Annotated in this window: 21 protein-coding genes; 9 read left to right on the top strand and 12 right to left on the bottom strand. The window is 70.1% G+C overall.

Annotated elements, in window-relative coordinates:
* Positions 1-107: 107 nt before the first annotated feature.
* Both dinB and LCL61_RS36435 read right to left on the bottom strand, forming a co-directional pair.
* Positions 108-1,325 carry a DNA polymerase IV gene (gene dinB, locus LCL61_RS36430; protein ID WP_340688764.1) on the bottom strand — a complete coding sequence of 406 codons (1,218 nt, stop codon included), beginning with the start codon at positions 1,323-1,325 and terminating at the stop codon, positions 108-110.
* Positions 1,326-1,394: 69 nt separating this feature from the next.
* Positions 1,395-2,126 carry a methyltransferase domain-containing protein gene (locus LCL61_RS36435; protein WP_340683939.1) on the bottom strand — a complete coding sequence of 244 codons (732 nt, stop codon included), beginning with the start codon at positions 2,124-2,126 and terminating at the stop codon, positions 1,395-1,397.
* Between the two features lie 109 nt (positions 2,127-2,235).
* Here LCL61_RS36435 and LCL61_RS36440 point away from each other — a divergent pair, with 109 nt between their 5' ends.
* From LCL61_RS36440 to LCL61_RS36460, 5 genes are all read left to right on the top strand, one after another.
* Positions 2,236-3,102 (top strand): ParA family protein, encoded by an 867-nt coding sequence (locus LCL61_RS36440; RefSeq protein WP_340683940.1) that lies wholly within the window; start codon positions 2,236-2,238, stop codon positions 3,100-3,102.
* A gap of 6 nt (positions 3,103-3,108) precedes the next feature.
* On the top strand, positions 3,109-3,912 hold the full coding sequence (locus LCL61_RS36445; protein WP_340683941.1) for a DNA-formamidopyrimidine glycosylase family protein: 804 nt from the start codon (positions 3,109-3,111) through the stop codon (positions 3,910-3,912).
* Between the two features lie 127 nt (positions 3,913-4,039).
* Positions 4,040-5,089, top strand: a complete 1,050-nt coding sequence (gene add / locus LCL61_RS36450) for an adenosine deaminase (RefSeq protein ID WP_340683942.1) — start codon at positions 4,040-4,042, stop codon at positions 5,087-5,089.
* A gap of 357 nt (positions 5,090-5,446) precedes the next feature.
* Positions 5,447-6,007 (top strand): GNAT family protein, encoded by a 561-nt coding sequence (locus tag LCL61_RS36455; RefSeq protein ID WP_340683943.1) that lies wholly within the window; start codon positions 5,447-5,449, stop codon positions 6,005-6,007.
* Positions 6,008-6,091: 84 nt separating this feature from the next.
* Positions 6,092-7,141, top strand: coding sequence for a quinone-dependent dihydroorotate dehydrogenase (locus tag LCL61_RS36460; RefSeq protein WP_340683944.1), 1,050 nt, complete (start codon positions 6,092-6,094; stop codon positions 7,139-7,141).
* On the opposite strand, the gene LCL61_RS36465 is transcribed toward LCL61_RS36460, so the two are convergent.
* The 4 genes from LCL61_RS36465 to LCL61_RS36480 all read right to left on the bottom strand — a co-directional run bounded on the left by LCL61_RS36465 (position 7,101) and on the right by LCL61_RS36480 (position 12,149).
* Entirely contained in the window at positions 7,101-8,735 is a 1,635-nt protein-coding gene (locus LCL61_RS36465) for an amidase family protein (RefSeq protein ID WP_340683945.1), read from the bottom strand. The genes LCL61_RS36460 and LCL61_RS36465 overlap by 41 nt on opposite strands.
* Before the next feature lie 418 nt (positions 8,736-9,153).
* On the bottom strand, positions 9,154-10,128 hold the full coding sequence (gene pspM / locus LCL61_RS36470) for a phage shock envelope stress response protein PspM (RefSeq protein ID WP_340683946.1): 975 nt from the start codon (positions 10,126-10,128) through the stop codon (positions 9,154-9,156).
* A 73-nt stretch (positions 10,129-10,201) separates the two neighbouring features.
* Complete coding sequence (locus LCL61_RS36475; RefSeq protein WP_340683947.1) at positions 10,202-11,047, bottom strand: PspA/IM30 family protein; 846 nt, start codon at positions 11,045-11,047, stop codon at positions 10,202-10,204.
* A 220-nt stretch (positions 11,048-11,267) separates the two neighbouring features.
* Complete coding sequence (locus tag LCL61_RS36480) at positions 11,268-12,149, bottom strand: RNA polymerase sigma-70 factor (protein WP_340683948.1); 882 nt, start codon at positions 12,147-12,149, stop codon at positions 11,268-11,270.
* 170 nt (positions 12,150-12,319) lie between these two features.
* Between LCL61_RS36480 and LCL61_RS36485 the strand changes: the two genes are divergently transcribed.
* Positions 12,320-12,787 (top strand): carboxymuconolactone decarboxylase family protein, encoded by a 468-nt coding sequence (locus LCL61_RS36485; RefSeq protein ID WP_340683949.1) that lies wholly within the window; start codon positions 12,320-12,322, stop codon positions 12,785-12,787.
* A gap of 131 nt (positions 12,788-12,918) precedes the next feature.
* Here the strand turns inward: LCL61_RS36485 and LCL61_RS36490 are convergent, their stop codons facing one another.
* The 4 genes from LCL61_RS36490 to rimO form a co-directional block, all read right to left on the bottom strand.
* Complete coding sequence (locus LCL61_RS36490; RefSeq protein ID WP_199745438.1) at positions 12,919-13,365, bottom strand: helix-turn-helix domain-containing protein; 447 nt, start codon at positions 13,363-13,365, stop codon at positions 12,919-12,921.
* A 101-nt stretch (positions 13,366-13,466) separates the two neighbouring features.
* Positions 13,467-13,928, bottom strand: coding sequence for a nicotinamide-nucleotide amidohydrolase family protein (locus tag LCL61_RS36495; RefSeq protein ID WP_340683950.1), 462 nt, complete (start codon positions 13,926-13,928; stop codon positions 13,467-13,469).
* The gene (gene pgsA, locus LCL61_RS36500; protein ID WP_340683951.1) at positions 13,925-14,566 is read right to left on the bottom strand and encodes a CDP-diacylglycerol--glycerol-3-phosphate 3-phosphatidyltransferase; all 642 of its coding nucleotides are present in this window, start codon (positions 14,564-14,566) and stop codon (positions 13,925-13,927) included. The genes LCL61_RS36495 and pgsA overlap by 4 nt, the downstream gene beginning before the upstream one ends.
* Positions 14,563-16,011 carry a 30S ribosomal protein S12 methylthiotransferase RimO gene (rimO, locus tag LCL61_RS36505; protein ID WP_340683952.1) on the bottom strand — a complete coding sequence of 483 codons (1,449 nt, stop codon included), beginning with the start codon at positions 16,009-16,011 and terminating at the stop codon, positions 14,563-14,565. The genes pgsA and rimO overlap by 4 nt, the downstream gene beginning before the upstream one ends.
* Positions 16,012-16,099: 88 nt before the next feature.
* Between rimO and LCL61_RS36510 the strand changes: the two genes are divergently transcribed.
* Positions 16,100-16,627 carry an amino-acid N-acetyltransferase gene (locus LCL61_RS36510; RefSeq protein WP_340683953.1) on the top strand — a complete coding sequence of 176 codons (528 nt, stop codon included), beginning with the start codon at positions 16,100-16,102 and terminating at the stop codon, positions 16,625-16,627.
* A 73-nt stretch (positions 16,628-16,700) separates the two neighbouring features.
* Here the strand turns inward: LCL61_RS36510 and LCL61_RS36515 are convergent, their stop codons facing one another.
* Positions 16,701-17,234, bottom strand: a complete 534-nt coding sequence (locus tag LCL61_RS36515; protein WP_340683954.1) for a CGNR zinc finger domain-containing protein — start codon at positions 17,232-17,234, stop codon at positions 16,701-16,703.
* 58 nt (positions 17,235-17,292) lie between these two features.
* On the opposite strand from LCL61_RS36515, the gene LCL61_RS36520 reads away from it, so the two are divergent.
* Positions 17,293-18,138, top strand: a complete 846-nt coding sequence (locus LCL61_RS36520; RefSeq protein WP_340683955.1) for an alpha/beta hydrolase — start codon at positions 17,293-17,295, stop codon at positions 18,136-18,138.
* Between the two features lie 10 nt (positions 18,139-18,148).
* A complete protein-coding gene (locus LCL61_RS36525; protein WP_340683956.1) occupies positions 18,149-18,790 on the top strand; it encodes a nitroreductase family protein in 642 nt (213 codons plus the stop codon).
* On the opposite strand, the gene LCL61_RS36530 is transcribed toward LCL61_RS36525, so the two are convergent.
* Positions 18,787-19,251: a hypothetical protein gene (locus LCL61_RS36530; RefSeq protein WP_340683957.1), complete on the bottom strand. Its 465-nt coding sequence runs from the start codon at positions 19,249-19,251 to the stop codon at positions 18,787-18,789. The two genes, LCL61_RS36525 and LCL61_RS36530, sit on opposite strands and share 4 nt — an antisense overlap.
* Positions 19,252-19,457 lie beyond the last annotated feature (206 nt).

Genomic DNA, 19,457 nt, shown 5'->3' on the forward strand with positions numbered 1-19,457 from the left:
GATACGAGCCCCGCGCTCGTCCGACTACCCGATCCCGTATCCAGAAGGGATCGAATTGACCGAAACCACCCGGCTCGCCCCTCTCGGAGGCGGCGGAGCAGGCGATGTCACTGGTCACGAGGGGTCAGCAGTGACGCGGGCCGCACCGCGGCGGCGCCGAACTTCGACCTCGCGACGTCGGCGGCGACTTCCGCATCCCGCCAACGGGGTTCGGGTGACTCGAAAAGCAGCTGCTCTCCATCACTCTCCGTGTCCAAACCTTCGACTCTTACCCCGATCAGGCGGACTGCGCCCGTCGGCGCGTGCTCGGTGAGGAGTTCGACGGCGGTGCGGTGGATGTCGCGGGCCACATCCACTCCGACGGCGGTTGTCCTGGCCCGGGTGATCGTCTTGAAGTCCGCGAACCGGACCTTGATCGACACCGTCCGCCCGCGCAGCCCCCGGCGGCGCAGGGTGGCGGCGACCCGTTCCGACAGCCGGAGGAGTTCCAGCCCGAGCGCCGCGCGGTCGTGGAGATCCACGTCGAAGGTCACTTCGGCACCGATCGACTTGTCCGGCGACTCCGGGACCACCTTGCGCTCGTCGTGCCCGTTCGCGAGCGCGTACAGATGCTCCCCCAGCGCCCGCCCGAGCGACCGCCTCAGCCTGGACAGCGGAGCGGCTGCGACGTCGGCGATGGTGTCGAGCCCCTGCTGCCGCAGCTGCTCCTCGGTGCGCTTGCCGACGCCCCGCAGCGCCGACACGGGCAGCGGGCGCAGGAACGCGAGCGTCTCGGCCGACGGCACGACGACCATGCCGTCCGGTTTCGCCATCCCGGACGCCAGCTTGGCGACGAACTTGACCTTCGCGACGCCGACCGAGCAGCTGATCCCGAAGTCGGCGGCCACCCGCTCCCGGATCCAGGCGCCGAGCCGCGCGGGCGAGGAGTCCAGCCGCTTGAGCGCCCCGCTGACGTCCAGGAACGCCTCGTCCAGACTCAACGGCTCCACCAGCGGCGTCAGCTCGCGGAAGACCTCCATGACGCCCTTGGACACCTCGCCGTAGAGCCCCGGCGTCGGCGTGATGCAGATCAGCCGCGGGCAGAGCCGCTTGGCCGTCGAGAACGGCATGGCCGACCGGACGCCGAACTCGCGTGCCGCGTAGCTCGCCGCCGCGACGACGGACCTCGGCCCCCCGCCGGATACGACCACCGGCTTGCCCGCCAGCTCCGGGCGCGTGCGCAGCTCGCAGGACACGAAGAAGGCGTCCATGTCGACGTGCAGCAGGCCGCAGCCGGTGTCGTCGGGCCAGGTGGTGGCCCCGGTCGTCACGCGGTAGCGGGCCATCCCGCCGGGCAGTTCAGCGTTTCGTCCCACGGGCAGAAACTAGCCCGGACCACCGACAGTCTCGTGAGGTCAGGGACGGTGGGCCAGGACGTGCAGCCTGCTGGCGATGTCCCGCAGCGGCGGAACGGACGCCGCCGCCAGCTCGAACTCCGCCAGATCCTCTTCCCGCACCCCACCGGGCACGAAGTCCGCCACGACACCGTCGCCCTGCAACGAGGTCACCTCGAGCCCCACCGCGATCAGCTGCGCGCGAAGGTCCTCCGCGTCGAAGCGCCGCAGCACGGTCTCCCGGCCCCCACCGAGGACGCCGCTGCCGGACGCGAGGAGTTCCCGCGCCTCACCGAGCCGTCCGGCCAGCGCGCGCTGCAGGATCGCGGCGTGCCGGTTCGCCACCAGCACCGAGACCGCCCCGCCGGGTTTGACCGCGGCGGCCAGCGCGGCGAGCACGAGCGCCGGGTCGTCGACGACTTCGAGCAGCCCGTGCGCGAGCACGAGGTCGGCCGAGCCCGCCGCGACGTGGGCGCCGAGCGCGTCGGAGTCGTCGGCGATCACCGTGATGCTGCCGGAGACGCCCTCTTCCTCGGCGCGGCGGCGCAGGGTCGCCAGCGCGTTGGGGTTCGGCTCGACCACGGTCACCAGGCAGCCCGCCGAGGCCAGCGGCACCGCCCAGCCGCCGCTGCCGCCGCCGACGTCGACGACGTGCGGCTGTTGTGCGCCTCGCGCCCGTGCGGCCCGGAGTTCTGCTTCGAGAACCCGGCGAACCGCCCCCGATCCCCGCGTGGCCACGGTGTCCGTCTTCATAAACGCACAGGGTAATGCCCGCCTTCCGGGCGCCGCCGGGTGTAGTCCGATGCGGTGTTCGACACCTTGCCAAGGAGCCACCCCGCCGACTGCCCGTAGGCTGTATCGAGTGCACACGGTCGCTGTTCTCAGCCTGAAGGGTGGCGTCGGTAAAACGACGGTCGCCCTCGGTGTCGCGTCCGCCGCGCTGCGTAGGGGCGCCCGGACTCTCGTGGCCGACCTCGACCCGCAAGGCAACGCCACCACCTCGCTGGACCCGCCCTTCACCGATCGCACGCTGGCCGATGTCCTGGAGACGCCGGTGCGCTCGGTGCTCGAACGCGCGATCGCGCCCAGCGTGTGGAGCGACCAGATCGACGTTCTCGTCGGCGCCGAAGAGCTGGAGATGCTCAACGAACCGGACGCCGACAGCCGCCGCTTGGAGAACCTCTCCCGCGCGCTCGACGAGCTGCACACGAACCCGCTGCGCGAGGAACCCTACGAGCTGGTGATCCTCGACTGCCCTCCGTCACTCGGCAGGCTGACCCGCTCCGCGCTGGTGGCCGCGGACAGCGCCCTGATCGTCACCGAGCCGACGATGTACGCCGTCTCCGGCGCGCGCCGCGCGCTCGACGCGATCGAGAAGATCCGCGAAGAGCAGAACCCGGGGCTGCGGCCGATCGGCGTCGTGGTCAACAAGCTCCGCGTGCGCTCCTACGAGCACCAGTTCCGCGTGGCCGAGCTGCGGGAGAACTTCGGCCCGCTGGTGATGCCGACGGCCATCCCGGACCGGCTCGCGGTACAGCAGGCGCAGGGCGCGTGCAGCCCGATCCACGAGTGGCACTCCCCCGGCGCGCAGGAGATCGCGCTCACCTTCAACATGGTGCTCGCGAAGGTCCTGCGTTCGAGCCGGGCCGGGCGGCATCGCGTCCGCGGCGACGAAGAGCCCGAGACCACCGAAGCCCCCGCCAAGCTGAGCGACACCGGCACGGGCTGACGTCCGATGCCCGAAGGCGACACCGTCTTCCTCGCCGGCAAGGTCCTCCACAAGGCGCTCGCCGGGAAGACCCTGCTGCGAGGCGAGTTCAGGGTCCCCCGGCTGGCCACGACGGATCTCGCCGGACGTGACGTGCTCGGTGTCGGCACGGTCGGCAAGCATCTGCTGACGCGGTTCTCCGGCGACCTCACCCTCCACAGCCACCTGCGCATGGACGGCAAGTGGGACGTCTACCGGGCCGGCGCGCGCTGGCGCAACCCGGCCCATCAGGCGCGGGTCATCCTCGCCACCGAGGATCTGCAGGCGATCGGCTTCCGCGTGCACGACCTCGAACTCGTGCCCACGGACGAAGAAGACCGCCTGGTCGGGCATCTCGGCCCGGATCTGCTCGATCCACAGTGGACGGATGAACTCGCGGAGCGGGCGGCGGCCGCGCTGGCCGCGGACCCGGATCGCGAACTCGGCGACGCCCTGCTGGACCAGCGGATCATGGCGGGCATCGGGAACATGTACAAGGTCGAGATGTGCTTCCTTCTCGGCGTCACACCATGGACACCGGTGTCCGAAGTGGACACCGCGAAGGCCGTCGCGCTCGGACGCAAGCTGCTGAAGACCAACGCCTGGCGCACCTCGCAGACCACCACCGGCGATCTGCGCCGCGGCCGTGAACACTGGGTCTACGAACGGACCAAACAGGGCTGTTTCCGCTGCGGCGGCAGGCTCAAGGTCGCTCCCCAGGGTGCCGGACACCAGGCGAGGCCGACCTGGTTCTGCCCGAAATGCCAGTCCGGACCCGCTCCGAGCGGCTAAGCTGGCCTGGTGACGCTGTTCAAGCTCCCGCTCTACGGGGCCGACACCGAACGCGGCGACCTCGCTCCCTGAGCCGCCCGCTCCCTCCGCACGTCACCTTCACTTCTCCATCCCAGGGAGCTTTGTCATGCCCGGAATCCTCACGGGCACGGCGCTGCGCGCGTTCGTGCACGCCCTGCCCAAGGTCGAACTCCACGTCCACCTCGTCGGTTCGGCGAGCCTGCCCACGGTGCTGGAACTGGCCCGCCGCCGCCCGTCCGCGGGTGTGCCGACGGAGCCGTCGGAGCTCGCCGAGTTCTTCACCTTCCGCGATTTCCCGCATTTCCTCCGCAACTACCTGGCGGTGACGTCGCTGGTACGCGACGCCCGCGACATCCACACCCTGGTCACCGGGCTGGCGGCGGATCTGGCCGCGCAGAACGCGCGCTACGCGGAAGTGACCGTGACGCCGTACAACCACGTCCTCGACGGGATGCCGTCGGACGATCTCCTCACCGGTCTCGCCACCGGGCGGGCGGCGGCACGGGCGGACCACGGCGTGGAACTGGCCTGGTGCTTCGACATTCCCGGTGAGAAAGGGGTCGTCGCCGGCCGGGAAACGGTGGTGTTCGCGCTCCGCGAACGTCCCGAAGGCCTGGTGTCCTTCGGGCTCGGCGGCCCGGAGGTCGGCGTCGGCCGCGCGCAGTTCGCCCCCTTCTTCACCGCGGCCAGGGAGGCCGGGCTGCACAGCGTCCCGCACGCGGGCGAGACCACCGGGCCCGCCACCGTCTGGTCGGCGGTGCACGATCTCGGGGCCGAGCGGATCGGGCACGGCGTCGGCGCGCACACCGATCCGGCGTTACTGGAATACCTTGCCGTGCAACGGATCCCGTTGGAGGTCTGCCCCACGTCGAACGTGCGGACCGGGCAGTTCGCGTCGATCGCGGCGCATCCCGTGCGACGGCTGCTCGACCACGGCGTGCTGGTCACGCTCAACACCGACGACCCGCCGATGTTCGGGGCCACCCTCGACGGCGAGTACGTGGCGGTGGCCGAAACCCTGCGGCTGACGGCGGCCGAAATCGCCCTGCTCGCGAAGAATGCCGTGGAAGCGGCTTTTCTGCCGTCGGCGGACAAGACCGCCCTGACGGCGGAGATCGAAGAAATCTTGTTGCAGGACCCCGAACTCCTCGCATAGTTTGGCGGTACACGAGAGAGGAGGTGGTCCGAAGTTGTATTCCAACAGGACTCGTGAGGTGGCTGTCCGCTAGCGGACCGCACGCGTAGGACTTTTGAGCAGCGATACAACGCAAGTTGGAGCCACCTTCGGCTCGTCGTCTCTGCTTCGCGTGGTGCCTGATAGCGAATACCAGGCAGTCACCGGGCCCCCGAGGTTCCCGAGCACCGGTCCGGCTCGGGCCCGGTCGCCGATTCCGGCGTCCGGGAGGCGCCTCGGGGGTACCCCTATCTCCGGGGTGTGCCGCCCGCCGCTCCGAAGGACCCGTCCGCCGCAGTTCCGCCCCCAGGAACCCAGCCGACTGGATAGCCTGACGCCATGCTGAGGCCCGATTTCCCGATCATCACCCAGCGCCTGACCCTCCGCGCCTTCACTCCGGCGGATCTCGACGAACTCAACTCTTTCCAGTCCCGCGCCGACGTCGCCCGCTACCTCTACTGGGGCCCGCGCAGCCGGGCCGAATCCGCCGCCGCGCTCGCCAAACGGGTGCACAGCAGCACCCTGTCGAAGGAAGGCCAGTTCCTCGCGGTGGCCGCGGAACTGACCGAGACCGGACAGCTGATCGGCGACCTGAACCTCGAATACCTCAGCAGCGAGCACCGCCAGGGCGAGATCGGGTTCGTCTTCCATCCCGATCACCACGGGAAGGGGCTCGCCGCGGAGGCCGCCGTCGAGGTGCTGCGGCTCGGGTTCGAGGATCTCGGCCTGCACCGGATCATCGGCCGCTGTGACGGGCGCAACACCGCGTCCGCCGCGCTGATGGACCGCCTCGGCATGAAGAAGGAAGCGCACCTGCGGGAGAACGAGATCGTGAAGGGCGAGTGGTGTGACGAACTCGTCTTCGCGATGCTCGAACACGAGTGGAAGGCGAGTCGCTAGGCCGTGTCCGGCATGTCTGTCCGATGGGCTTCGTGATCCAGACTTGCCGGACACGGCCTAGACCTCACCAGGCATGATGGGGCCGTGCTCTTCGACAAGATCGCCCGTCCCGCCCTCTACCTGGTCTCCGGCAGCGACCCCGAAACCGTGCACGAACGCACCATCGGCACGCTCGCCAGGCTGAGCCGGGTCTCCCCCGCGCTCGCCGCGCTCGGCCGCGTCTACCGGACGGACGATCCGGTCACCTTCCTCGGCCTCCGCTTCCCGAACCGGGTCGGCCTCGCCGCCGGGATGGACAAGAACGGCCGGGCCCTGCGCGCCTGGCCCGCGCTCGGCTTCGGTTTCGTCGAGGTCGGCACGGTCACCCGGCATCCGCAGCCGGGCAACGACAAACCGCGGCTGTTCACCCTCGCCGAGACCGACGCGGTGATCAACCGGATGGGCTTCAACAACGAGGGAGCGGAGGCGCTCGCCGCTCGCCTCGCCGCGGGCGGGAAACCGCCCGTGCCGCTCGGCGTCAGTATCGGCAAGTCCAAGGTGACCCCGCTCGACGAGGCCGTCGAGGACTACCGGTTCTCGCTGCGGGCGCTGTACCCGTACGCCGACTACTTCGCGATCAACGTCAGTTCCCCGAACACGCCGGGCCTGCGGGCGTTGCAGGACAAGTCCGCGCTGGCCGAGCTGCTCGCCGAGCTGCGGAAGACCTCGGCCGAGCTCGCCGGTGACGCGAAGCCGACTCCGGTGCTGGTGAAGGTCGCCCCCGATCTCACCGACGAAGCGCTCGCGGAACTGCTGGAGGTCTGCCTCGAACACGGTGTCGCCGGACTGATCGCGACCAACACGACGCTGTCGCGCGAAGGGATCGCCCCGCGTGAGGCCGCCGTCGGCGAGCAGGCGGGTGGATTGTCCGGCCGCCCGCTCACCGCGCGCTCGGTCGAGGTGGTGCGGTTCGTGCACGACGAGACCGGCGGCAAGCTGCCGATCATCGGCGTCGGCGGGATCTTCGACGCCGGCGCCGCCGCCCGGATGCTCGACGCCGGCGCCGGACTGGTCCAGCTCTACACCGGTTTCGCCCTGCACGGTCCCGGTCTGGTCAAGCGGGTCGCCCGAGGTCTCGCGGCCCGGCCGTACTGACGAACCTCAGGTAGGCACGCCAGCACTGGTACCTCGTCAGCTCCGTCGCCGTCGCCGCGGCGGCCTGGTCGCACAGGACCGCCAGCGGCGTGTCCCCGTTCTCCAGCCGAATCCGGCCCAGGACGAACGGGGAGGGCAGCGTGGCCGCGAAGGCACCGAGCGCGGCGGGCGAGAGCCGCCAGCGTTCACCCGAAAGCATCGTGTGCTCGCCCGTGGCGCTCACCGGCACCACCCCCGGCTGGGGCGGATCGGTGGGCAGCAACAGCATCCGGTAGCCCTCGCCGGTCTGGACCAGTCCGGTGAACCGGGCCCCCGCGGCGACCAGGCTTCCGTTCAAGGGCTGCCCGCGCAGCTGCGCCCCGAACACCACGAGATCCGCGCCCGGTGCGGGATAAGGGAAATCGGCCTGTTCGTCGGTGAGCACGGCGGCGAGGTCGATGGCGATCTGGTCGTCGAACGGCCGCACCACCACGGAAACTCCGTACGGCCCCAGGTCCGACGGCGAAGACGGCACCGTGACCGCGGCGAGGTCGAGCAGGTTGACGAACGCCGTGAACCGCTCCAGCCGTTTCGCGACCCCGTCCGGATCGGACAGTGCCTCGGAGACCGAGGGATGCTCCGCGACCGTCGGGAGGACGAGGGCGTCGTACTCCGACAGCATCCGGAGCGCGAGCATCCCGGCCTCGGCGACGCGCTGCCTGTCGGCGGTGAAGCCGTCGTCGTGGATCAAGCCGCCCACCGTCAGCAGTGCCGAGACCTCCACCGTCTCCACCCGGGCGCCGGACGCCCTCAGCGCCGACACCGCGCTGAGGAAGGCGGACCGGGATTGCAGCGAAAGGCCGGTGAGCGTGTCGGAGCCCGGGATCGCCACCCGCGGCCGATCGCCCGCGGACAGCCGGACGTCCGGAGGCCAGTCGCGGGCGAGCGGGTCGATCCCGTCGGGACCGGTCATCTGTCCCAGCGCGCGCTGCCCCAAGGTGAGGCTGCGGGCGAACAGGGCGATCCCGCCGCACGGCGCGGCGCCGGTCTTCGGCACGAGGCCCAGCGTCGGCTTCAACCCGACGATCCCGTTGAGGGAAGCGGGAACCCGGCCCGCTCCGGCCGTGTCCGTGCCGACGGCCAGATCCACGAGGCCGAGCGCGACGGCGACGGCCGCGCCGCTGCTCGCGCTCCCGGAGACCCGTTCGGTGTTGAGCGCGGCGCTCACGGCGCCGTACGGGCTCTGGGTGTGCTCGAGGTCGCTGCCGAACCGGTCGCAGTTGGTCTTGCCGATCACGACCGCCCCGGCCGCGGTCAGCCGGGACACGGAGGTGGCGCCGACACAGCAGACGTCCTCGCCCGCTGCGGGAAGGCCGGCGACGTCGATGACGTCGGCGACCGCCACCAGTGTCCCCGCGAGCGGCAGGTCCGCGCCCGCGCGAAGCCGTTCGTCCACGGCCTTCGCGTCAACGAGTGCGTCTTCCACCGCGCGGAGGGTGATCCAGACGTCGGGCCGGTCGACCTCGGCGATCCGGTCGTAGGCGGCTATGACGCGCTGATAGGAGCTGGGAAGAGGAACGGGAGTCGGTTCTGGTTCCGGGGGGAGCGTCGTCACTGGGCGTCCTTTCCTCGGTGGGGACGAGAAAGACCACTGCGCGAGATCCACTGTGTCCGGTCCGCCACCCTGGGACGCCCGCTCACGCGGGCTGGGTTCAGGCCCGAGCTGGGATGAGCACTGCGTGCATGTGACAAACGTTAGGCATCGCGGGTCGCCGTCACCAGCGGATTCGGGTCACGCGAGCGTTTCGGTACCGCACAGTGAGAAGGTCGTTACGCAATGGAGTATTAGCGACGACGAATGAGACGATTGTCCAGGAAAGCGCCTGCTCAGGCGCTACCCGGCTGAGCGTAACTCGCGTGATCGAACGCCGAACTCACGTGATTGAACAGCGATCTCGCGTGATCAGATGGACATGACGGGAGATCGCCGTCTGATCACGCGTGTCGTCCGTTCAATCACGCGTGTCGCGTGATCAGGAAAGTTCGCGCAGGGCCATGGCCAGTCCGGCGAGCTTGTCGGTCGCGTCGGACAGCTGCTCCTTGGACGACGTCATGCCGTCCGAGCTCGCGGCGACGGTGTGCCCGGCGGCCGCGACGAGACCGCCGTAGCCGTCGAGACCGTCGTCGAGCTGCTCGCGTAGTTGCTTGACGGCGGCGTCGAGGGCGCCGCGTTCCCGCTCGGGCGCGGCGTCACGTCCGCGTTCGATGGCCTGGATCCGGCCGGCCAGGCCGCGCAGCGCCTGCGCCGCCTCGGCCGCGGTGGTCCGGGCGTCGGCCACGGCGATCTCGGAGACCGGCATGGTGCCGAGCGACGTCGGCTGCGAAAGCTGGCGAAGCAGCTCCGCCAGCGAAGCCTCGCTCTCGGCGAGGCGCTCCATCGGCTCGCGCGCGACGGACCGCGCCGGGGGCAGCGGCGGCGGGGCGGCGGGAGCGGCGGGCAGCACGGTGCGGTTCAGCGTCCGCAGCCGCAGGCCCGACTTGACCCCGAAGGTGCCGAAGATGACGGCGAACGCGCCGCCCGCGATGGCCTGGAGGACGTCGGCCTGGCCGTCCTTCAGCAGGCCGGTGCCCGCGACGACGGCGAACAGTCCACAAAGGAAGGTGAGGAGGATCCAGAACGTCAGCGCCCGCGAAGTCCGGCGCTTGCGGCGCTCCAGTTTGGCGGCGGGTTCGTTCCAGCGCGCCCATTTGGCCTTCGCGTCGGCGACGACCGGGATCTGCCCCGCGGCCATCGACGTCAGCTGCTGCGAGATCTTCGGCATGGCGGGCACCTGCGGGCGGGGCCGCGGTGGCGACGGCTGAGCAGGCCGCGAAGAAGCCTGCTCGGAGGGCGGGATGTAGCGCTGCAGCTTCTCCTGCGCGCGCTGGGCGTAGTCGGGCAGCTTTTCGATGTGCTTCTCAAGCTTGGCGGTGAACTCCCCGAAGTCCTTGCGCCTGCCCTGGCCCATTGCCCTCTCCCCTGTCTTCAGGTGAGACCGGTCCCGCACCCGCGTGGGTGCGGGACCGGCTCTAGGTGGTGTGTCAGGCGGGGTTCTTGCCCTGTTCGGCCTGAACCCGTGCCTGGATCTCACGCTGGATGTCCGCGGAGCTCGACGCCTTCGGCGCCGCGGCGGCGGTCTTGCCGTCGGTCACCTGAGCGACGGAGTCACCCTTCATGGACGCGCGAATCTGCTCCAGCCGCGAGTGCCCCGCGAGCTGCGTCGTGGAGGCCTGGACCTCCATCATCCGGCCCTGGACGGAGTTCTGTGCGAGTTCGGCCGAGCCCAGCGCGGTGGTGTAGCGCTTCTCGATCTTGTCGCGAACGTCTTCCAGCGACGGGGTGTTGCCCGGCGCGGCCAGCTGGCTCATCTGGTTCAGGGAAGCGGAGACCTGCTCCTGCATCTTCGCCTGCTCCAGCTGCGAGAGCAGCTTGGTGCGCTCGGCCAGCTTCTGCTGCAGCATGGTCGCGTTGCGCTCGACGGCCTTCTTCGCCTGCTCCGCAGCCTGAAGCGACTGGTCGTGCAGGGTCTTGAGGTCCTCGATGCTCTGCTCGGCGGTGACGAGCTGCGCGGCGAAGCTCTCCGCCGCGTTCTCGAACTCGGTCGCCTTCTGCTCGTCGCCCTTGGCACGCGCCTCGTCGGCGAGCACCAGCGCCTGGCGGGTCGAAGCCTGCAGCTTCTCCACGTCGCCGAGCTGGCGGTTCAGCTTCATCTCCAGCTGACGCTGGTTACCGATCACCGAGGCGGCCTGCTGGGTCAGCGCCTGGTGGTTGCGCTGCGCCTCCTCGATGGCCTGCTGGATCTGTACCTTCGGGTCGGCGTGCTCGTCGATCTTCGACGAGAACGCCGCCATCATGTACTTCCAGAACTTCACGAACGGGTTGGCCATCTCCTCCGCCTGCCTTCTCGCATCCCACGGGCTGTTACCTCGAGGTGGGGCGTCCCCTCTGTGATGTTGCAACGTCCCGACCCCGGCGTTGAGTTCCATCGTGTCAGGTCGGCGTCCCGCGTTCCAGGCGACCCCGACGGAATTCAGGGATCCCCCTGACTGTGATGTCCACGACCTTTCGGGTTCACCGTCCGGTGACGGTGGGTGAAGACGACCCGCGTCAGCGGCGCAGCGCGGTCTCCTGGTCCATCCGTGACAACTTCTCGGGGTTCCGCACCGCGTAGAGGCCGGTGATGAGGCCGTGCTCGACACGCAGCGCGACGACGGTGTCGACCTCGTCACCGAGCCGCAGGATCAGCGCGGGATGCCCGTTGACCTGCGCGGTCCGCATCGTCGCCGCGTCGTCGCGGACCGGGCGGCCACCGGCCAGCAGGGGCGCGACCAGGGCTGCCCCGACCACGGGCTCCAGCACGGCTCGCACCACTCCGCCGCCGTCACCGAGGAAGACGACGTCCGGCGAGAGGACGTCGAGCAGTGCTTGCAGGTCACCCGTCCGGACGGCGCGGTGGAACGCGTCGAGCACATCCTCGGTCTCGCCGGGCGACGCGGCACCACGCGGCCTCCGCGCGGCGACGTGCGCCCGCGCCCGGTGGGCGATTCGGTGGACCGCGGCCAGGGTCTTGCCGACGGCTTCGGCGATCTCGCCGTAGGGCACGTCGAACACCTCGCGCAGCACGAACACCGCGCGTTCGGTCGGGGTGAGGGTCTCCAGGACCAGCAGCATGGCCATCGAGACGCTGTCGGCCAGTTCGACGTCGTCGGCCACGTCGGGGCTGGTCAGCAAGGGTTCGGGCAGCCACGGACCGACGTAGGACTCCTTGCGCCTGCCGAGCGTGCGCAGTCTCCCGAGCGCCTGCCGGGTGGTGATGCGGACCAGGTACGCCCGTGGGTTCTCCACGGTGCCGAGATCGACGCCCGACCACCGCAGCCAGGTCTCCTGGAGCACGTCTTCCGCGTCCGCGGCCGAGCCGAGCATCTCGTAGGCGACGGTGAACAGCAGGTTCCGGTGGGCGACGAACGCCTCCGTGGCGGTGTCGGACATGGACGGCTCCTGTGCTCGGCGACGGTGTCCCCACCAGACGCCGCGTCCCCTCGATTTCTGACAAGTCGATTCCGTGGCGCAGGTCACGCTCCGATGCTGTCAGCGGGGCCGGGCCGCCGGCATCCGGTGGTCGTCCGGTTCAGCACACGACCACGAAAGAGGACGAGAGCATGGATTCCCGTTTCGATCTGAACAGCAACGAGCTCGGCGCGAAGCTCGGCAAGCGCTTCGCGAACGTCAGTGTGGCCATCAAGGGGTCGACCCTGCCGAAGGTGACTCAGGAGCTGGTGTCGCTGCGGGCCAGCCAGCTCAACGGCTGCGGCTTCTGCGTCGACGCGCACGCCAAGGACCTGGCGGCCGCCGGCGAACCCGCGGTCCGCGGCAACCTGGTCGCCGCCTGGCGCGAGTCGACCGTGTTCACCGAGGCCGAGCAGGCGGCGCTGGCCCTGGCCGAGGAAGGCAGCCGGATCGCCGACGCGCACCGGGGTGTTTCCGACGAGACCTGGGACCGGGTGCGGAAGCACTACGACGACGACCAGATCGCCGCGCTGGTCTACCTGGTCGCGATGATCAACGCCGCCAACCGGCTGCTCGTCATCACGCACACCAAGGGCCCGTTCGACAACGCCGCGAACTGACGGGAAAGGCCCCAGGCGGACCGCCTGGGAGGAGAAGATGGCCGCGTTCATCGGGATGAACACCTTCCTCANGCCGGTCAATGGTGAAGCGCTACTCACGCACACTGGGGCCTTTCCCGTTCACAACCTTGCTAGGCGGCGACCATCTTCGGTGCGGAGATCGTCGTCCGCAGTGCGGGGCTCATCCGCGGCGGCGGCGAGATCCGCAGGTCGGCCAGGTCGTTGCCGATCAGCTCGGACACCAGACGGCCACCTTCGAGGCCCGCTTCGGCGCCTTCCCGCTCCGGAGCGCGCCGCTTGCCCGCTTCGACCTTCTCGTCCACCGGGGCGACCTCGACGTTGTCCATCGCCGAGACGTCCGCCGCGACCTTGTGCAGGAGTTCGCCCAGCGGAAGGTCCAGGGCCTCGCAAATGGACGCCAGCAGCTCGCTGGACGCCTCCTTCTGCCCGCGCTCGACCTCGGAAAGGTAGCCGAGGCTCACCCTGGCGGCGCGGGAGATGTCCCGCAGCGTTCGACGCTGGTTCGTGCGGGCGTGTCGGAGCCGGTCGCCGATCGCCTCGCGCAACAGCACGGTCATCACGCGCCTCCCTTCCAGGACTGACTACCCCCTACGTTACCCAGAGCGGTGCCCCGGGCGCAGGTGTTGACACGGCAATACGCCAAGGGCGAACGCCGCGATCATGCGAGATGTTCCCCCAGCAGGGCGAACGCGGCCGAGACCGCACCCGCCCTGACCGAGGCTCGATCACCGCTCAAGTCCAGTGTGCGGACGGTGCGCACCCCCGGGCCCGCGAGACCGACGTGGACGGTGCCCGGCGCGACGCCGTCCTGCCCGTCCGGACCCGCGACGCCGGTGAGGCCGAGTCCCCACGTGGCGCCGCACCGGTCTCTCGCGCCGGCGGCCAACTGCGCCGCGACCTCGGGATGAACGGCGCCATGCGCGGTGAGGAGGCCTTCGTCGACCCCGGCCAGCTTCGCCTTGAGGTCGGTGGCGTAGACCACCAGTCCACCCCGGACGACGGCGCTCGAACCGGGGACCTCGGTCAGGGTCGCGCAGACGAGCCCGGCGGTCAGCGACTCGGCCGTCGCCACCGTCTCCCCACGCTCGATCAGGTGAGTGATCAAGATCTCAGGTTTCATGCGCCGGCGGCACGCCTCCCGGCGGCACGCAGCCGCACCGCGCGCACGACGTAGTCGAGCCCGGTCACGACGGTCAGCACGAGCGCGAGCCCCATCAGCACCCAGCGCACCGGCTCGGCGGACGCGGGCAGGGGCAGCAGATACGCGGTGATGGCCGCGATCTGGGCGAGCGTTTTGGCCTTGCCGCCCCGGCTGGCCGGGATGACGCCGTGCCGGATCACCCAGAACCGCAGCAGCGTCACGCCGATCTCGCGGATCGCGATGACGATCGTGACCCACCAGCCCAGTTCGCCGAGCACGCTCAGCCCGATCAGCGCGGCGCCGATCAGCGCCTTGTCCGCGATCGGGTCGGCGATCTTGCCGAAATCGGTGATCAGCCCGTACTTGCGCGCGACCCAGCCGTCGACCTGGTCGGTGAACGACGCGATCGCGAACAGTGCGGTGGCGATCGCGCGCCAGAACGTGTCCTCCCCGTCACCGGCGAACAGCGCCAGCACGAACAGCGGCACCAGCACCAGCCGCGACATCGTCAGCAGGTTCGCCAGGTTCAGCGTCGGGACCGGGGTGGCCTCGGGAACCCGGGCGTGCTCACCGCCCGTCCCCTCACCGGCCCCGGCGTCGCTCGGGGCGGCATTCACCGGTCGGCCTCGAGCGGCGCGGGCCGCACGATCAGGTCGACACCCTCGGAGTCGACGACCTCGCAGCGCACGAAGTCACCCACCGCCAGCGGCGGCAGGTCTTCGGTCTCGATCAGGACGCATTCGCCGTCGACCTCGGGGGCCTGGTGCGCGGCGCGGCCGATCGGGTCCTCGCCGTCCTCGGCCTGCTCGATCAGGACGTCGACGAAGTCACCGATCCGGTCCTCGGCCCGCTGCGAGGTCAGCTCCTCGACCAGCGCGGAGATCCGCGCGACCCGCTCGGCCACCACGGACTCGTCGAGTTTGCCGTCGAAGGTCTCGGCCTCGGTCCCGTCCTCGTCCGAGTACCCGAAGACACCCACCGCGTCCAGCCGCGCGCCGGTCAGGAAACGCTCCAGCTCGGCGAGGTCCTCTTCGGTCTCGCCGGGGAAGCCGACGATGACGTTGGTGCGGATGCCGGCGTTGGGCGAGTGCTCCCGGATCTGGTCGCACAGCGCGAGAAAGGAGTCCGTGGAGCCGAAGCGGCGCATGCGGCGCAGCACGGTCTCGCTGGAGTGCTGGAAGGACAGGTCGAAGTAGTCGGCGACACCGGGCGTGGTCGCGATGGCCTTGACGAGGCCGGGCCGGGTCTCGGCGGGCTGCAGGTACGAGACGCGGACGCGCTCGATCCCGGGCACCGCGGCCAGGCGCGGGACCAGCAGCTCCAGCGCGCGGGCGCCGTCGCGGCCGAAGTCCTTGCCGTAGGAGGTGGAGTTCTCCGAGACGAGGAAGACCTCCTTGACGCCGTTCTCGGCGAGCCACATCGCCTCGGCGACGATCTCGTCCGGCTGCCGGGACACGAAGGAACCGCGGAAGGACGGGATCGCGCAGAACGAGCAGCGCCGGTCACAGCCGGACGCGATCTTCAGCGCGGCCACCGGGGAGGTGTCGAGCCTCGTCCGCAGCACGCGCGGGCCCCAGCCGTGCTGCGCGTGCCCCGGCACCTCGACCGACTCGGCGGCCGTCGGGCGCTGGACGGGGCTGATCGGCAGCAGCTTGCGGCGGTCGGACGGGGTGTGGGACTCGACCTTGCGGCCGGCCACGACGTCGTCGAGACGCTCCGCGAGGTCGGCGTAGTGGTCGAAGCCCAGGACCGCGTCGGCCTCGGGCAGGCTCTCGGCCAGCTCGTTGCCGTAGCGCTCGGCCATGCAGCCGACGGCGACGACCTTCTTGCCGGTGTCGGACGCCGCGAGCAGCGTGTCGACCGAGTCCTTCTTGGCGGACTCGACGAAGCCGCAGGTGTTGACGACCACGACGTCGGAGTCCTCGGGCTCGGCGGCGAGCTCCCAGCCGCCCGCCGCCAGCCGTCCGGCGAGTTCCTCGGAATCGACCTCGTTGCGGGCGCAACCGAGGGTCAACAAGGAAACGCGACGGGTGGCGACAGGATCAGTGGTGGGAGAAGGCACGTGCCTTAGGGTAGCTGGCCTGCTCGCGGGGTCGGCGATCGCTCGCTCGGGCGAGCCCTCGACCGGCCCGGGCGCCGGGGATGGCTTAATGGTGGGCGTGCCCTCAGACCCCCTCCTCCACCGCCGCCCCACCGTTCGCCGGGCGCGGATCGCGGACGTCCGCAAGATCAAGGCGCTGGTCGATTCCGACGCCGGGACGGTGCTGCTGGAGAAGGAACTCGTCACCCTCTACGAGAGCGTCCAGGAGTTCTGGGTGGTCGAAGACGGTGACGACGTGCTCGGCTGCGGCGCGCTGCACGTGCTGTGGGAGGACATCGCCGAGCTGCGCACCATCGCGGTCGACAAGGACTCCCGGGGGCGCGGCATCGGGCACGCGCTGGTGGCGCAGCTGATCGACTTCGCCCGCGAGATCGGGCTGAAGCGGCTGTTCGTGCTGACCTTCGAAACCCACTTCTTCGCCGGTCACGGGTTCGTCGAGATCGACGGCACCCCGGTGACCCAGGAGGTCTACGAGGAGATGCGACGCTCGGCCGACCCGGGCGTCGCGGAGTTCCTCGACCTGCCGTACGTCAAGCCCAACACCTTGGGCAACAGCCGGATGCTGCTGGAGCTGTAGCCGAAGGGGACTTTCCCCGCATCAGACGCGGTGAAGGGCGCTTTCCCCCCATCGCATGCGGCGAAGGGCCCCTTCAGCCCTTCTTGGCGTGGCGGGCGACCCGGACCCGGTTGCCGCACAGCGACGGCGTGCACCAGACCCGCCTGCTGTTGGCCGCCACGAACAGCATCGAGCAATCGTGCGCGCCGCATCGCCGCAGCTGAGCGGCACGCGGCCCGGACACGAGGTCGATCGCCGCGACCGCGACCGCGGCGAGCGCGATCTCGCCGCCGTCCTCGCCGTGCCAGGACCTCTTTGCTCCCTCGGCGGTCAGCCGCGGGCTGGTGGGCACGGCGGCCGCGGCGGCGTTGACCCGCTCGACCGCCCACGCTTCGGGCTCCCGCGCGGCGACGACCGCCTCGAGTACCTCACGCACCGCTGAACGCAGCCGCCTCGTCCGCTCGGCGGACGGCGGACGGGCGCTTTCGGGCAGCAGTGGCGCCTGTGTCGCCCAGAACTTCGCGTGACCGTCGTCGAGCAGGTCGATCGACGGTGAGACGGCCAGCATCACGGTGTCGGCGAGGTTCACCGCGAGATCGTCACCGGGCAGCGAGTCGAGATCGAGCATGCCTTGACACTATCAGGTACTAATGGTTCACGACAGTTTTAACCATTAGGGAGTATTCATGGCGACCATCCGGCACCGTTCCGTCGAACTCGGCGACGTCGAGGTCTTCTATCGCGAAGCAGGCGACCCCGAAGCTCCCGTGTTGCTCCTGCTGCACGGCTTCCCGACGTCTTCGCACCAGTTCGTGCGGCTGATGCGGCGTCTCGCCGGCCGGTGGCGGCTCATCGCGCCGGACCTGCCCGGATTCGGGCAGACCGTCACGCCCGAGGGCTTCACGTTCACCTTCGACCGGCTCGCGGAAGTGGCCGGCGAGTTCGTGGACGCGCTGGAACTGCGCCGCTACGCGCTCTACGTCTTCGATTTCGGTGCCCCGACGGGCCTGCGGCTGGCCGTCTCGCGCCCGTCCCAGGTGACGGCGCTCATCACGCAGAACGGCAACGCCTACGTCGAAGGGCTCGGCCCGGCGATGCCGGACTTCCCTTCCCTGACTGACGAAACCGAGGCACGGCGCGGGTTCGAAGAGATCCTCGAACCGGCGCAGATCCGGTACCAGTACACCGGCGCCCGCGATCCGGAGACCATCGATCCCGCGAACCACCTGCTGGACCAGTACTTCCTCGGCCTTCCCGGCCGGGCGGAGGCGATGCTGGACCTGTTCTGGGACTACCGGAACAACCCGCCCGCGTACCCGCGGTTCCAGGCGTGGCTGCGCGAAGCCCAGCCGCCCGTCCTCGCCGTGTGGGGGCGCAACGACCCGTTCTTCGTCCCTGCGGGCGCCGAAGCGTTCCGGAATGATGTTCCCTCGGCGGAGGTTCACCTCTTCGACACCGGGCACTTCGCGCTGGAGGAGGACCTCGAACCGATCAGCGAGCTGATCGACCGCTTCCTCGCGGAACATCTCTGAAAGGCGGCTCATGGACACCTCGGTCACCGACCACCTCCTCAGCACGACGCGAGCGGTCCGCCGCAAGCTCGACCTGGACAGGCCGGTGGAACCCGAGGTGCTCGAAGAGTGCTTGCGGCTCGCGTTGCAGGCGCCCACGCCGGGCAACCAGCAGGCGTGGCGATGGCTCGTGGTGCGGGATCAGGGAGTGAAGGACCGGCTGTCCGAGCTGTTCCGGCGAGTCGGAAAGGCGTACCTGGAAGCGAACGCGGCCGCCCTGGGCGAAGCGATCACCGAGCCCTCGGTGGCGCGGGCGTTCGCGTCGGGGCAGCATCTGATCGACGTGATCGACCGGGTGCCCGTGTTCGTCATCCCGTGCCTGACCGGCAGGCCCAGCGGTGACAACGCGGCCGACGCCGCGTTCTACGGCGGGATCTTCCCGGCGGTGTGGAACTTCCAGTTGGCGCTGCGGTCGCGCGGCCTCGGCTCGACGCTCACGACGTACCACCTGACCCACGAGGCGGAGGCGGCCGAAATCCTCGGCATCCCCGCCGACGTCACGCAGGTCGGGCTGCTGCCGATCGCCTACACGACGGTGCCCGACTTCAAACCCGCTTCGCGAGTGCCGCTGTCGGAAGTCGCGTACCTCGACGGCTGGGGCAACGCGCTTTAAGCCTTGGACACCCGCAGGGTGACCTGGTCGCCCCCCGAACTCACGGCGACCAGGTCCACCCGGCAGGCGGCGAACTCGACGGACTGCCCGCCACCACGTCCGGTGGAGGCGACCTCCGCCGTCGTCCGCTCTCCGCGTCCCGGTTCGGCCAGGGTCAGTTCGATCACGGCCTCCCCTTCCCAGACGCAGACCATTCCCGCGGCGCAGCGGGAGTCGGACACCAGGCGAGCGAAGCGGATGCTGACGTCCTTCGACGCGACCTCGGCCGTTTCACCGGCCTTGAGATCGACGGTCTCCCCCAGCTCGACCGCGCCCTGAGCAGGCTGGGGCCGCTGTACCGGCGCGGGCTGGACCACCGTGGGCCTGCTCGCGGCGGGTTGTTCGCGCGCCGCGGAGCTACCGGCTCCGCACGCGAGGCCGATCAGGGCGCAGAGGACGACGAGCAGCTTCTTGGGGTCCACGTGTTCCGGACGTAGTGGAGGCTCCGGTCCGTTGCATCGGTCCTTCAATCGCCTCGTGACAGGATTGGTTCTAACCGTCCTTACCACTCACGAGACCCGACCGGCACCGGCGATGTCACGTGACCGACCGGACGACACGCGTGATCCGGCGGACGACACGAGCGTGCAGTCCCAGAGGTAGTGAAGGCCTCCTTGCCTACCATCAA

Source organism: Amycolatopsis coloradensis (genome assembly GCF_037997115.1).
Taxonomy (GTDB): Bacteria; Actinomycetota; Actinomycetes; order Mycobacteriales; family Pseudonocardiaceae; genus Amycolatopsis; species Amycolatopsis coloradensis_A.